The sequence below is a fragment of the Micromonospora chersina genome (assembly GCF_900091475.1).
GTDB lineage: Bacteria > Actinomycetota > Actinomycetes > Mycobacteriales > Micromonosporaceae > Micromonospora > Micromonospora chersina.
The window spans coordinates 839,303-852,803 of record NZ_FMIB01000002.1 but is presented as its reverse complement, the minus strand read 5'-3'; the positions used below and the strand labels follow the sequence as shown (position 1 = coordinate 852,803).

Below are 13,501 nucleotides of genomic sequence, written 5' to 3'. Positions count from 1 at the left end.
ACCGCCCAAACGACCGTTAAGCTCTGGGGGTGGGAACCGACGAGCTGTACCCGGCCGAGCGGCTGGCCGCCGCCCAGCGCGCCACCGCCGCCGCGGGGCTGGACGCGCTGCTGCTCACCCCCGGCTCCGACCTGCGCTACCTGACCGGCTACGACGCCCACGAGGGCGAGCGGCTCACCTGCCTGGTGCTCCCCGCCGAGGGCGAGCCCACCCTCATCGTCCCGGTGCTCGAACGCCCCGGCGCCGAGGCCGCCCCCGGCGGCGGCTACCGGATCGTCGACCACGCCGACGGCACCGACCCGTGGCCGCTGGTGCGGGCCGCGCTGCCCGGCCCGGTCGCGGCCGTCGGGCTTGCCGACCGGATGTGGGCCGAGCAGGTGCTCGCCCTGCGCGCCACCCTGCCCGACGCGGCCCAGCGGCTCGCCTCCGAGGTGCTGCGCGAGCTGCGGATCCGCAAGTCGCCCGCCGAGATCGCCGCCCTGGCCGAGGCGGGCGCCGCGATCGACGCCGTGCACCGCCGGATGGGGGAGTGGCTGCGCCCCGGCCGCACCGAGGTCGAGGTGGCCGCCGCCATCCGGGCCGCCGGGCACATCCGCGTCGACTTCGTCATCGTGGCCGCCGGCCCGAACGGGGCCAGCCCGCACCACGGCACCGCCGACCGGCCGATCCGCCCCGGCGAGCCGGTCGTGGTGGACATCGGCGGCACCATGCCGTCGGGCTACCGCTCCGACTGCACCCGCACCTACGTCGCCGGCGGCCCCGCCCCGGCCGAGTTCACCGACTACTACGCGGTCCTGCACGAGGCGCAGCGCGCCGCCGTGGCGGCCGTCCGCCCGGGGGTGACCGCCGAGGCCCTCGACGCGGTCGCCCGGGACATCATCACCGCCGCCGGTCACGGCGACGCGTTCCTGCACCGCACCGGCCACGGCATCGGCCTCGACACCCACGAGGAGCCGTACGTCGTGGCCGGCAACCCCCGGCCCCTGGAGGCCGGCATGGCGTTCTCGGTCGAACCCGGGATCTACCTCGCCGGGCGGCACGGCGCCCGGATCGAGGACATCGTCGTCTGCACGACGGACGGCGGGCAACGGCTCAACACCACCCCCACGGAGCTCATCGCGTTATGACTGTCGACCGGATCCTCCCCACCGACGAGGCCCACGACCTGCTGGACCTCGCCACCGAACTCGCCGACCGGGAGCTCGCCCCCAAGGCCGCCGGCTTCGAGGAGCGCGCCGAGTTCCCCCGCGAGGTGCTGCGCACCCTGGGCCGGGCCGGCCTGCTCGGCCTGCCGTACGCCGAGGAGCACGGCGGCGCCGCCCAGCCGTACGAGGTGTACGTGCAGGTGCTGGAGATCCTGGCCAGCCGGTGGCTCGCCGTCGCCGAGGCGGTCAGCGTGCACACCCTGTCCTGCTACCCCCTGGCACAGTTCGGCACCGACGAGCAGCGCAAGCTGCTGCCCGACATGATCGGCGGCGAGCTGCTCGGGGCGTACTGCCTCTCCGAGCCGCAGGGCGGCTCCGACGCCGCGGCGCTGACCACGAAGGCGGTCCGCGACGGCGACGCCTACGTGGTCTCCGGCACCAAGGCGTGGATCACCCACGCCCGGGTCGCCGACTTCTACAACATCTTCTGCCGCACCGGCGGCCCCGGCCCCAAGGGCATCTCCTGCCTGCTGGCCGACCGGAACACCCCGGGCATCCACCCGCAGGCCGCCGAGCGCACCATGGGCCTGCACGCCTCCCCGGTCGCCCAGATCGCCTTCGACGAGGCCCGCGTGCCGGCCGAGCGGCTGATCGGCGGCGAGGGCCGGGGCTTCACCATCGCCATGTCGGCGCTGGACTCCGGGCGGCTCGGCATCGCCGCCTGCGCGGTCGGCCTGGCCCAGGCCGCCCTGGACTACGCCATCGGCTACGCCCGGGAACGCCAGCAGTTCGGCCGGGCGATCATCGACTTCCAGGGGCTCGGCTTCACCCTGGCCGACCACGCCACGCAGATCTCCGCCGCCCGGGCGCTGCTGCTGGCCGCGGCCCGGCTGCGCGACGCCGGCCGGCCGTACTCGATCGAGGCGGCGAAGGCGAAGCTGTTCGCCACCGACGTGGCCATGCGGGTGACCACCGACGCCGTGCAGGTGCTCGGCGGCGCCGGCTACGTCGCCGACCACCCGGTCGAGCGGTACATGCGCGAGGCCAAGGTGCTCCAGATCGTCGAGGGCACCAACCAGATCCAGCGGCTGGTCATCTCCCGGGCCCTGGCCAAGGGCTGACCGACGCGGTGCGCGACCGCCCGGCCCGCACAGCGTCACGCGGCGGGCCGGGTGCGACGTGGGAGCGCTTTTACCGGTAGGTTGCACCGCGTGGAGGAGATCGACCGCGCCATCGTCGCCGCACTGACCGGGGACGGTCGGCTGTCGTACACGGACCTGGCCGAGCGGGTGGGCCTGTCGGTGTCCGCCGTGCACCAGCGGGTCCGCCGGCTGGAGCAGCGCGGCGTCATCAAGGGGTACGCCGCCCGCGTCTCGTTCGAGGCGCTGGACCTGCCGCTGACCGCGTTCGTGGCGATCCGGCCGTTCGACCCCTCGCAGCCGGACGACGCCCCGGAGCGGCTGGCCCACCTGCCGGAGATCGACTCGTGCTACTCGGTGGCCGGGGAGGACTTCTACCTCCTGCTGGTGCGGGTGGCCAGCCCGGCGGACCTGGAGCGGGTGCTCCAGGAGATCCGCACGGCCGCGAACGTCACCACCCGCACGACAGTCGTGCTCTCCACCCCGTACGAGCACCGCCCGCCGAAGGTCGGCCCGGAGCCGGTGTCTCCGCAGCGGCTGCGCGGCGTCTCGGCGGAGTCGGCGGGTTCGCAGGCGGGTTGAGGCGCACCGCGGGCGATCAGCACCTCCACCGCCGGCCGGGCGGTGGCGTCGCCGGGTGACGGCAGGTGGTGTCGCGCGTGCGCCGGCGGCGGCCGGGACCCCGGGGCGGTCCGGTCCGCCTGCGCGTTGAACCACCGTTCACCGGGCCGTGGGGGCCAGGGGAGCGGGTAGCTAGTGGAATAAGGAGTGGGCGTTGCAACAGAACTTCCGGGCGACATGCCGGGATCGGGCGGGGCGGCTGCCGCGGTGCAACACGTCGTCGGTGGGGGTCGGGCGATGACGGCTTCGAAGCCGGGCCGGTCCCGGTTGAGCGGGCGGCTGGCGGAGGTGCGGACGTCGGCCGTCGGGAGCCGACTGCCCGCCTCGGCGGTCGAGGTGGCGGCCCTCGCCGCCCTGCTGCTGGCGGCGGTGGGAGACTCCCGCCTCTGGGCGCTTCCCCCGGCCGTCCTCGCGTTCGGCCTGCTGGCGTGGACGTGGCGCGGCTCGCTGGCCGTCGGGACGGCAGTCGTGGCGCGGGTCCTCCTGCTCGCCACCGCGTACCTGCTCGGCGCGGTGCACGGCGGCCTTGATCCCGCCCTGGCCGTCGGTGTCGCGGTCGCGGGCCTGGCGGTGCTCGGCGAACCGCTGCTGGCGTCGGCGTTCGAGGCCGTCTACCCCGTGGCGGCGAACCTGCCCGGGATCGGCTCCCGGCTCGGCCGTGGCCCCGACACCGGCCGGGTGGCGCTGGCCAACGGCGCCGCGGTGCTCGTGGCGCTGGTCTGCGCGTTCACCGGCGTCGTCGGGTGGGTCGCGCTGGCGGTGGCTGTCGTCGCGCTCGGGTTGACCCTGTTCACCGGCCTGCAGGGCCTGAAGCTGGTGCGGGCGCGGCGCAACGGTGAGGCGAAGCTGCTGAAGGCGCTGACCGCCTACGAGCCGGTCTTCCTCGTGCACTGGAACGCGCCGGCCGGCACCGCCTACCAGCTCGCGATGTGGCTGCCCTACCTGGAGCGCCTCAACCGGAAGTTCTTCGTGCTGGTGCGCAACCAGACCAACTTCACCGAGGTGGTGGGCCTCACGAAGGCCCCGGTGGTGATGCGGATGGGGCTGAACCAGCTCGACGAGGTCATCGCCCCGTCGCTGCGGGCGGCCTTCTACGTCAACACCGCGACGGTCAACAACCACGTCGTCCGGTACACGAACCTGAAGCACATCCAGCTCAACCACGGCGACAGCGACAAGGTGCCGAGCCACAACCCGGTCTTCCGGCTGTACGACAAGAACTTCGTCGCCGGCCAGGCCGCGATCGACCGGTTCGCGGCCAACGGTGTGAGCATGCCCGCGGAGATGTTCACCATCGTGGGGCGCCCCCAGGTGGAGAACGTCGCCATCGCGACCGGGCCGATCGCGTCGATCGCGAACCCCCGGGTCCTGTACGCGCCGACGTGGGCCGGCTTCTACGCCGACTCCAACTACTCGTCCCTGCTCGTGGGCTACGACATCATCAAGGCGCTCGTCGCCCGCGGGTGCAGCGTCGTCTTCCGGCCGCACCCGTACAGCAAGCGGTCTCCGGAGCTGGCCGGCGAGTGCGAGCGCATCCGGACGCTGCTGGCCGACGACCGCCGGACGAGCGGGCGGCCGCACGTCTTCGGCGCCGAGGCCGAGGTGTCCATGACGGTCGCGGACTGCTTCAACGCGTCGGACGCCATGGTGTCGGACGTGTCGAGCGTGGTGGCGGACTACCTGTACTCGGAGAAGCCCTTCGTGATGGTCGCCGTCTCGACGCCGGCCTCCCGGTTCCCGGAGGAGTTTCCGCTGGCACGGGCGGCCTACGTGATCGACGCCCACGGCGGCCGGTTGCAGGGGCTCGACACCGCCCTCGACGACCTTCTGGGCGGCGACCCGCTCGCCACCACGCGCCGGGACCTGAAGAAGTACTACCTCGGGGACATCCCGTCGGACCGGTACGCGCAGCGCTTCCTCGACGAGGCCTCGCGCTACCTCTGAGCGGCAGCCACGATCGGCTCCGGTTCGGCATCGACGCCGACCGGAGCCGGTCGTGTTTCTGGCGCCGCTCGCGCGGTTCCCGGGCGCGGCGCGGGGGACCGGCGGCCGGGATCAGTGCCGGGCGGTCCGGTCCGGGCCGCTCAGGTCGCTCTGCGGGACCGGCTGGTTCCACCGCAGGATGACCCGCCGGCCGTGCTCGTGACCGAGCACGCTGACCGTGGCGGTGTCCAGCCGCAGCAGCCCGCCGGCGGACGGGGGCAGGCCGATCCACCGGGCGCCGAGCACCCGCAGGCTGTGCGCGTGGCCGACCAGCGCGACGGTGCCCCGCTCCAGCAGCGGGGCCACCCGGTCGAGCACGCGGTCGAGCCGGGCGCCGACCTCGGCCGGTGACTCGCCGTCGGGGCAGCCGTCGGTCCAGATGTTCCACGCCGGGTTCTCGTCGTGGATGTCGGCGGTGGTGCGTCCCTCGTAGGCGCCGTAGTTCCACTCGGCCAGGTCCGGGTCGGTGGCGTCGACGGTGAGCCCGGCCAGGTGCGCGGTGCGGGTCGCGCGCTGGCGGGGGCTGGACAGCACCCGGACGAAACGCCGGCCGGCGAGCGCCACGGCGAGCGCGCGGGACTGCCGCTCGCCGTCGGGGGTCAGCTCCAGGTCGGTGTACGAGGTGTGCCGGCGGCTGGCGCTCCAGGTGGTCTCGCCGTGCCGGATCAGCAGGATCTCGCTCACCAGGCCAGTCAACCACGGACCGGCGGTCCGGGGCCGGCCGGCGGAGGGGTCAGCCGCGCAGCGACTGCGTGCCGAGCACGGTGAGCAGGGCGAGGCGTTCGGCGTCCGGGCTGCCCGGCTCGGCGGTGTAGACCATGATCCGCAGGTCGCTGCCGGCGACGGTGAGCACGTCGCAGTCGAGGGTCACCGGTCCCACGTGCGGGTGGTCGACGGTCTTGCGCGCGGCGGCGTGCCGGCCGACGGTGCCGGCGTCCCACAGCTCGGCGAACCGGGGGCTGTGCGCCCGCAGGTCGGCGAGGAGCCGGCCCAGCCGCGGGTCGGCCGGGTAGTGGGCGGCGGCGGAGCGGAGGTCGCCGACCAGCGCGGCCTCGAACCCGCGTCGTTCCTCGGGGCCGAGCCGGACCCGCGAGCCGGGGCCGAGGAAGTGCCGCCACACGCCGTTGCGCTCCTCGGCCCGCCACCCGGACGGGTCGCCCATCAGCGCCGCGTACGGCGGGTTGGCCACCAGGAGCGTCCAGGCGGCGTCGTAGACCGCCACGGGGGTGCCGGCCAGCCGGTCCAGCAGCCGCTGCACGCTCGGGGTGACCTCGGTGGGCATGGTCTGCGGGCCGGGCGGCGCGAGCCCGGCCAGCCGGTGGAGGTGGTCCCGCTCGGCGCCGGAGAGCCGCAGCGCCCGCGCCAGCGCCGTGACCACCTGCGCCGACGGGTGGGCAGCGCGGCCCTGCTCCAGGCGGGTGAGGTAGTCGACGGAGATGCCGGCCAGCAGCGCCAGTTCCTCCCGACGCAGTCCGGCCGCCCGCCGCGACCGGCCGGTGGGCAGCCCGGCGGCCTCGGGCGGCACCCGGTCGCGCCAGCGGCGCACCGCCTGTCCGAACTCCGCCTCCACCACGCCCACCAGTCTGCCGCGCGCCCGGCTGTCCAGGGTGGCCCTGGCAGTCCCAGGAAGACGGGACGCCTGGCTGGCCGCCGTGCGCCGACGGAGCCTGGTGACATGACGACGACACTGATCACCGGAGCCAACAAGGGGCTCGGTTTCGAGACCGCCCGCCGGCTGGTGGCCGCCGGGCACACCGTGTGGATCGGCAGCCGGGACGCGGAGCGCGGCCGCCGGGCCGCCGACCGGCTGGGCGCCCACTTCGTCCCGCTGGACGTCACCGACGACGCCTCGGTGGCGGCGGCGGTGCGGACCGTCGAGGCCGGTGGGGGACTGGACGTGCTGGTCAACAACGCCGGCGTCGAGGGGCGCACGGCGGACAACGGCGTGGTGGGCGCCGCGGAGGTGACCGCCGAGGAGATGCGGACGCTGTTCGAGACGAACGTCTTCGGCCCGGTGCGGGTCACCCACGCGTTCCTGCCGCTGCTGCGGCGCTCGGCCGCCCCGGTGGTGGTGAACGTGAGCAGCGGTCTGGCCTCCCTCACACGGCTCGCCGATCCGGCCGACGTGGCGTACGGCTATCCCGGTGTGGCGTATCCCGCCTCCAAGGCGGCGCTGAACATGGTCACGGTGCAGTACGCCAAGGCGTTTCCGGACCTGCGGATCAACGCGGTGGAGCCGGGGTTCACGGCGACCGACCTGAACGGGCGGACCGGTACGCAGACCGTCGAGGAGGGCGCCGAGATCATCGTCCGGATGGCTCAGGTGGGTCCGGACGGGCCGACCGGCGCGTATCTCGACTCCGCCGGCCCACTGCCCTGGTGACCTCGACCTATCTTCCTAGGATGCCTTACGCGATGTGCGCACGGGAACGGCGTTTGTGCCGACCGGCGCGGGGGAGGCAATCGACGGAAGCCCGAACGAGCCGAGGAGGCGGGATGAGCTTCACCGACAAGGCCAAGAGCCGGGCCCAGGAGTTGGCCGGCGCGGCCAAGGAGCGGATCGGCGACGCCACCGACAACGAGCGGTTGCGGGCCGAGGGCGCCAACGAGCAGACCGCCGCCCGGGCGCGGCAGGCCGGGCAGAACGTCAAGGAGGCCGGACGCAACGTCCGGGACGCCTTCGACAAGTGACACGTACGGCGGCGGGCTCCCGGGCGATCCGGGGGCCCGCCGCCGTGTGCGCGGGTGCGGTGATCCCATACGCCCCGCGCGCCGAACGGCCGTCGCCCCCGCAAGCCGGGAGGCTCACGGGGGCGACGGGGTGGTGCGGGGTCAGTCGTCGCGGTGGGCGGCCCACCAGGACTGGCCGGCCTCGGGCAGCGTGTCGATCGGGTCGTAGTAGGCGTAGCGCTTGTTGAGCGCTTCGAGGTCCGCGGACTCGATCGAGGTGCGGTAGTTCTTGGTCCAGTACGAGATGCCGCGCTCGCGGTCGTACTCGGTGAGCATGTGCACCCAGCGCTTGCCGACGAACGGGACGTCGCAGACGATCCGCGGGGTGGCGTAGCCGGGCAGGTAGCCCATGATGTCGTGCTGGAGCTGCTGGGCGTGCCAGACGGGGACCCGCCAGTGCTCGGCGTTGGGGATCATGTCGCACATGTAGAAGTAGTACGGCAGGATGCCCGCCTCGCCCTGGAGCGCGAAGCACAGGTCGAGCAGGTCGGCGCTCGTGGCGTTGACGCCGCGCATGAGCACGCCCTGGTTGCGGACGTCGCGGACGCCGACGTCGAGGGCGGTCTGTGCGGCCTTGGCGACCAGCGGGGTGATCGACTGGGCGTGGTTGACGTGGGTGTGGATGGCGAGGTTGACGCCCCGTCGGGCGGCGGTGCGGGCGACCCGTTCGAGGCCCTCGACGACATCGGCCTGGAGCCAGTGCTGGGGCAGGCCCATGAGGGCCTTGGTGGCGAGCCGGATGTCGCGGATGGTCTCGATCTCGAGCAGCCGCATGAGGTAGGACTCGAGGTTCTTCCACGGCACGTTGGCCACGTCGCCGCCGGAGACGACGACGTCGCGGACGCCGGGGTGGCCCTTGAGGTAGGCGATGTGGGCGTCGTAGCGGTCGACGGGCTTGAGGGTGAGCTTCAGCTTGTCGACGGCGGGGGTGGAGTTGCCGACGAGGTCCATCCGGGTGCAGTGCCCGCAGTACTGGGGGCAGGTGGAGAGCAGTTCGGCGAGGACCTTGGTGGGGTAGCGGTGGGTGAGACCCTCGGCGACCCACATGTCGTGCTCGTGGAGGCTGTCGCGGCTGGCGTAGGGGTGGGACGGCCAGTCGGTGCGCCGGTCGGAGGCCACGGGGATCATGTAGCGGCGGACCGGGTCGGCGAGGAACGCCTCGGTGGTCATGGGCTCGAACGGCACCATGGTGTTGAGCATCTGCGGCGGCACCAGCATGGACATGGTGGCCAGGGCCTTCTGGTCGGCCTCGAGGTCGGCGTAGAAGGTCTCGTCGACGAGGTCGCCGAGGACGGTCCGCAGCTGCTTGATGTTCTTGACGCAGTTGACCCGCTGCCACTGGGCGTTCTCCCACTGCTCGCGGGTGACGTGGCGCCAGCCGGGGAAGCGCGTCCAGTCGGGTTCGACCAGGGGGCTGCGGCGGTATTCGTACGGCTGCCCGGCGGTCGGTACGGCGACCGGGGCGTGACGGGGTTGAGGGATGGTCTCAACCGGTTGGGTCTGGGTCACGGCCCCTCCTGACATGTGGTGCGGGTGATCAGCGATCCTGAAGGCTACTGGAAAATATCCGGTGAAGAAATTAGTCTGCCGGAAGTTTTCCCGCGACGCGACCCCTGGCCGGGGGTTCGGGCGGCTGGACATAGGGGGTCGGCGTGACGTCACCGGTGGGTCTGCACCGAGTCGTGGAACCGGCGGGGGTGCTGCCGCAGGCGGCGTGGCGGCTGGACGCCGACCCGCGGATCGCGGCGAACGAGGTGCGCATCCGGGTCGAGCGGCTGAACCTGGACGCGGCGAGCTTCCGGCAGCTGTCGGAGAAGCACGGCGGCGACGGGGAGAAGGTCCGCGCCGAGGTGCTGGAGATCATCTCGACCCGGGGGAAGATGCAGAACCCGGTCACCGGGTCCGGCGGCATGCTGATCGGCACCGTCGAGGAGGCCGGGAAGCGGTCCCCGCTGGGGTTGCGGCCGGGTGACCGGGTGGCGACGCTGGTGTCGCTGACGCTGACCCCGCTGACGATCCTCGACGGGCTGGCCCGCTGGGACGGGCGCAGCGAGCAGGTGCCCTGCGACGGGTACGCGATCCTGTTCGCCCGGTCGATCGCCGCGGTGCTGCCGGGCGACCTGCACCCGGAGCTGTCGCTGGCGGTGCTGGACGTGTGCGGGGCGCCGGCGCTGACCGCGCGGGTGGTGGCCGAGCAGGTGGCGCGGCGCCGCCGCGAGGACGATGGGCGTCCGGTGACGGTGGCGGTGATCGGTGGCGCCGGGAAGAGCGGCTCGCTGTCGCTGGCGGCGGCGCGGCGGGCGGGCGCCGGCCGTACCGTCGGGGTGGTGCCGGTGGCGGGGGAGCGCGACGCGCTGGAAGCGGCCGGTCTTGCGGACGTGGTGGCGTTGGCCGACGCCCGGGACCCGGTGGGGCTGTCGACGGCGGTGACCACGGCGCTGGGCGCGCCGGCGGACGTGACGGTGGTCTGCGTGGACGTGCCGGGCTGTGAGCACGGTGCGGTCCTCGCCACCGAGGACGGCGGCACGGTGATCTTCTTCTCGATGGCGACGAGCTTCGCGGCGGCGGCGTTGGGCGCGGAGGGCCTGGCGGCGGACGTGACGATGCTGGTGGGCAACGGGTACGTGCCGGGGCACGCCGAGTTGGCGCTGGATCTGCTGCGCGGCGAGCCGGGGGTGCGTCGTCTGTTCGAGGCCCGGTTGGCGGCAGACTGAGCGTCATGACGAACCCCTCGACCTTGTACCGCGGCGGAGTGCTGCACTGTCCGGCCGATCCGAGCGCGACGGCGTTGCTGGTGCGTGACGGGCGGATCGCCTGGCTGGGCGCCGACGCGGACGCGCCGGCCGCCGACCGGGTGGTGGAGCTGGGCGGGGCGCTGGTGACGCCGGCGTTCGTGGACGCGCACGTGCACGCCACCGACACGGGGTTGGCCCTGTCGGGGCTGGACCTGTCGGCGGTGCGCTCGGCGTCCGGGCTGCTGGAGGCGGTGGCCGCGTTCGCGGCGGCGCTGCCGGCCGACGCGGTGGTGCTGGGGCACGGCTGGGACGAGTCGTCCTGGGCGGAGCCGGCCCTGCCGGACGCGGCGGCGCTGGACCGGGCGGCCGGGGGCCGGAAGGTGTACCTGTCGCAGGCGTCGATCCACTCGGCGCTGGTGTCGGCGGCGCTGCTGGCGGCCTGCCCGGACGCGGCGGCCGCGGCCGGGTACGACCCGTCGGGTTGGCTGCGCCGGGACGCGCACCACGTGGTGCGGGCGGCGGCGTTCGCGTCGGTGACGCGGGCGCAGCGGGTGGCGGCGCAGCGGCGGGCCCTTCAGCACGCGGCGTCGCTGGGCATCGCCGCGGTGCACGAGTGCGGTGGCCCGGACATCTCCGACGAGGAGGACTTCACCGGGCTGCTGGGTATCTCGGGGGCCGGGGTGCCGGAGGTGTACGGGTACTGGGGTGAGCTGCTGGGCGCGGCGAAGGCCCGGGAGCTGGGTGCGGTGGGCGCGGGTGGTGACCTGTTCGCCGACGGGGCGCTGGGCTCGCGGACGGCGCACGTGTCGGCGGCGTACCTGGACGGGGAGCCGGGGGCGTGCGGGCACGGGTACGTGAGCGCGGAGCAGGTGCGTGACCATCTGCTGGACTGTGCGGCGCACGGGTTGCAGGGCGGTTTCCACGCGATCGGGGACGCGGCGATCGGCACGGTGCTGGAGGGGTTCGCGCAGGCGGCGCAGAAGGTGGGCGTGGACCGGTTGCGGGCGGCCCGGCACCGGATCGAGCACGCGGAGATCATGAGCAAGCGGTTGATCGCCGGGTTCGTGGAGTACGGGATCGTGGCGTCGATGCAGCCGGCGTTCGACCGGTTGTGGGGTGGCGCGGGCCGGATGTACGAGTCGCGGCTGGGGTTGTCCCGGTCGTTGGAGTCGAACCCGATGGGCGCCATGCACGGGGTGGGGGTGGCGTTGGCGTTCGGGTCGGATTCGCCGGTGACGCCGCTGGACCCGTGGGGGTCGGTGCGGGCGGCGGCGGCGCATCACAACCCGGTGCAGCGGATGAGTGTGCGGGCGGCGTTCGCGGCGCACACCCGCGGCGGGTGGCGGGCGGTGCACCTGGACAACGAGGGTGTCCTCGCTCTGGGCGCGCCGGCGACGTTCGCGGTGTGGGACACCCCGGCCGGGGTGGAGCGGGGCCTGCCGGTGTTGCAGGCCGAGGACCCGGAGGCGCGTGGCGCGGAGGACCCGACGCCGCTGCCGGTGTGCCGGGCGACGGTGCTGCGCGGTGACGTGATCTATCAGGAAGGCTCTCTCGAGTGACAGGCAAGCTTGGGTTGGATCCGGCGCTGGTGGCGCGGGCGCGGGAGTTGGCGCGCCGGGCCGGGCAGCCGGTGGTGGATCTGGCGCGCAGCCACACGACGGTGTCGGTGGAGCGGGCGGTGCTGCGGTTGGCCGGGGTGACCGGCGCCGACCCGGACGGCATCCCGTGGGTGAACCGCCTCGTGGACGCGGTCGTCGCGGACGTGGGTCTGGGGCACGGGGTGGCGGTGCCGGTGTTCGACGCGCTGGCGCGGGAGCAGATCGCCGACGTGACGCTGCTGGCGCAGAAGGCCGCCGCCGGGTCGGTGCGGTTCACGCTGCCCACGGGAAAGGCCGCGACGGCGGCCCGGCGGGCCGCCCGGAAGGCGGTCGCGGCGGGTGTGCGGCAGATCGACCGGCGCCGCGCCGAGCGGGACCGGCTCGTCAAGCGGTACGGGGATCCGAAGCAGCGGCCGTGGATCTACCTGATCGTGGCCACCGGCGACATCTACGAGGACATCCCGCAGGCGCAGGCGGCGGCGCGGGCGGGCGCGGACATCATCGCGGTGATCCGCTCCACCGGGCAGTCGCTGCTGGACTACGTGCCGGAGGGCGCCACCCGGGAGGGCTTCGCGGGCACGTACGCGACGCAGGAGAACTTCCGGCTGATGCGGGCGGCGCTGGACGAGTCGTCGCGGGAGCTGGGCCGGTACGTGCGGCTGACGAACTACGCGTCGGGCCTGTGCATGCCGGAGATGGCCACCCTGGCGGGCCTGGAACGGCTCGACATGATGCTGAACGACTCGATGTACGGGATCCTGTTCCGCGACATCAACCCGATCCGCACGTTCGTGGACCAGCGGTTCTCCCGGCAGGTGCACGCCCGCGCGGGGATCATCATCAACACCGGTGAGGACAACTACCTCACCACCGCCGACGCGGTGGACGAGGCGCACACGGTGACGGTGTCGCAGCTGCTCAACGAGTACTTCGCCCACGAGGCGGGCCTGGCGGACTGGCAGCTGGGGCTGGGGCACGCGTTCGAGATCAACCCGGACGTGCCGGAGTCGTTCCGCCTGGAGTTGGCCCACGCGCTGCTGGCCCGGGAGCTGTTCCCCGACGCGCCGTTGAAGTGGATGCCGCCGACGAAGCACATGACCGGGGACGTGTTCCGCGGGAACCTGCTCGACGGGTTCTTCAACCTGGTCGGCACCATGACCGGGCAGGGCATCCTGCTGGTCGGCATGATGACCGAGGCGGTGGTCACCCCGTGGCTGTCCGACCGGGACATCGCCCTGCAGAACGTGCGGTACGTGCTGGGCGCCGCCGGCGGGCTGCACGAGGACTTCGTGCCGGCGCCGGGCGGGTTCATCCAGCAGCGCGCCCACCGGGTGCTCGGCGAGGCCGTGGACCTGCTGGACCGCATCGGTGACCAGTCGCTGCTGACGGCGATCGCCGAGGGCACGTTCGGGATCATGAAGCGGCCCGCGGACCGGGGCAAGGGCCTCGACGGCGTCGCGAAGCACGAGGCCGACTACTACAACCCGGCCACGGACATCCTGGAGCAGGCGGCATGAGCGAACGCACCGAGCGAAGCGAGGGCCGTGAGG

Annotated in this window: 12 protein-coding genes; 9 read left to right on the top strand and 3 right to left on the bottom strand. The window is 73.7% G+C overall.

Annotated features, from left to right (window positions below; all coding sequences use genetic code 11):
- The first annotated feature begins 23 nt into the window (after nt 1-23).
- The 4 genes from GA0070603_RS03915 (at nt 24) to GA0070603_RS03900 (ending at nt 4,849) form a co-directional block, all read left to right on the top strand.
- The gene (locus GA0070603_RS03915) at nt 24-1,127 is read left to right on the top strand and encodes a M24 family metallopeptidase (protein WP_208862991.1); all 1,104 of its coding nucleotides are present in this window, start codon (nt 24-26) and stop codon (nt 1,125-1,127) included.
- A complete protein-coding gene (locus GA0070603_RS03910) occupies nt 1,124-2,266 on the top strand; it encodes an acyl-CoA dehydrogenase family protein (RefSeq protein ID WP_091307236.1) in 1,143 nt (380 codons plus the stop codon). Before GA0070603_RS03915 ends, GA0070603_RS03910 begins: the two co-directional genes overlap by 4 nt.
- Nucleotides 2,267-2,356: 90 nt before the next feature.
- The gene (locus GA0070603_RS03905) at nt 2,357-2,866 is read left to right on the top strand and encodes an Lrp/AsnC family transcriptional regulator (protein ID WP_091307233.1); all 510 of its coding nucleotides are present in this window, start codon (nt 2,357-2,359) and stop codon (nt 2,864-2,866) included.
- A gap of 276 nt (nt 2,867-3,142) precedes the next feature.
- A complete protein-coding gene (locus GA0070603_RS03900; RefSeq protein WP_091307230.1) occupies nt 3,143-4,849 on the top strand; it encodes a CDP-glycerol glycerophosphotransferase family protein in 1,707 nt (568 codons plus the stop codon).
- A 111-nt stretch (nt 4,850-4,960) separates the two neighbouring features.
- On the opposite strand, the gene GA0070603_RS03895 is transcribed toward GA0070603_RS03900, so the two are convergent.
- Both GA0070603_RS03895 and GA0070603_RS03890 read right to left on the bottom strand, forming a co-directional pair.
- On the bottom strand, nt 4,961-5,572 hold the full coding sequence (locus GA0070603_RS03895) for a histidine phosphatase family protein (protein ID WP_091307227.1): 612 nt from the start codon (nt 5,570-5,572) through the stop codon (nt 4,961-4,963).
- Nucleotides 5,573-5,621: 49 nt separating this feature from the next.
- On the bottom strand, nt 5,622-6,458 hold the full coding sequence (locus GA0070603_RS03890) for a helix-turn-helix transcriptional regulator (RefSeq protein WP_425270494.1): 837 nt from the start codon (nt 6,456-6,458) through the stop codon (nt 5,622-5,624).
- A gap of 105 nt (nt 6,459-6,563) precedes the next feature.
- Here GA0070603_RS03890 and GA0070603_RS03885 point away from each other — a divergent pair, with 105 nt between their 5' ends.
- Nucleotides 6,564-7,271, top strand: a complete 708-nt coding sequence (locus GA0070603_RS03885) for an SDR family NAD(P)-dependent oxidoreductase (protein ID WP_091307223.1) — start codon at nt 6,564-6,566, stop codon at nt 7,269-7,271.
- Nucleotides 7,272-7,384: 113 nt separating this feature from the next.
- Entirely contained in the window at nt 7,385-7,579 is a 195-nt protein-coding gene (locus GA0070603_RS03880; protein ID WP_091307220.1) for a CsbD family protein, read from the top strand.
- A 141-nt stretch (nt 7,580-7,720) separates the two neighbouring features.
- On the opposite strand, the gene GA0070603_RS03875 is transcribed toward GA0070603_RS03880, so the two are convergent.
- Nucleotides 7,721-9,127, bottom strand: coding sequence for a KamA family radical SAM protein (locus GA0070603_RS03875; protein WP_091307217.1), 1,407 nt, complete (start codon nt 9,125-9,127; stop codon nt 7,721-7,723).
- Between the two features lie 143 nt (nt 9,128-9,270).
- Here GA0070603_RS03875 and kdd point away from each other — a divergent pair, with 143 nt between their 5' ends.
- Genes kdd through kamD form a run of 3 tightly spaced genes read left to right on the top strand, consistent with a single transcriptional unit; the run spans nt 9,271 to nt 13,468 of the window.
- Nucleotides 9,271-10,332: an L-erythro-3,5-diaminohexanoate dehydrogenase gene (gene kdd, locus GA0070603_RS03870; protein ID WP_091307214.1), complete on the top strand. Its 1,062-nt coding sequence runs from the start codon at nt 9,271-9,273 to the stop codon at nt 10,330-10,332.
- 5 nt (nt 10,333-10,337) lie between these two features.
- Nucleotides 10,338-11,912, top strand: a complete 1,575-nt coding sequence (locus GA0070603_RS03865; protein WP_091307211.1) for an amidohydrolase — start codon at nt 10,338-10,340, stop codon at nt 11,910-11,912.
- The gene (gene kamD, locus GA0070603_RS03860; protein WP_091307208.1) at nt 11,909-13,468 is read left to right on the top strand and encodes a lysine 5,6-aminomutase subunit alpha; all 1,560 of its coding nucleotides are present in this window, start codon (nt 11,909-11,911) and stop codon (nt 13,466-13,468) included. Before GA0070603_RS03865 ends, kamD begins: the two co-directional genes overlap by 4 nt.
- The last annotated feature ends 33 nt before the right edge of the window (nt 13,469-13,501 follow it).

Coding starts and splice junctions, on each gene's coding strand:
- GA0070603_RS03900 (WP_091307230.1), top strand. CDS start 3,143: ATGACGGCTTCGAAGCCGGGCCGGTCCCGGTTGAGCGGGCGGCTGGCG.
- GA0070603_RS03865 (WP_091307211.1), top strand. CDS start 10,338: ATGACGAACCCCTCGACCTTGTACCGCGGCGGAGTGCTGCACTGTCCG.
- GA0070603_RS03880 (WP_091307220.1), top strand. CDS start 7,385: ATGAGCTTCACCGACAAGGCCAAGAGCCGGGCCCAGGAGTTGGCCGGC.
- GA0070603_RS03910 (WP_091307236.1), top strand. CDS start 1,124: ATGACTGTCGACCGGATCCTCCCCACCGACGAGGCCCACGACCTGCTG.
- GA0070603_RS03885 (WP_091307223.1), top strand. CDS start 6,564: ATGACGACGACACTGATCACCGGAGCCAACAAGGGGCTCGGTTTCGAG.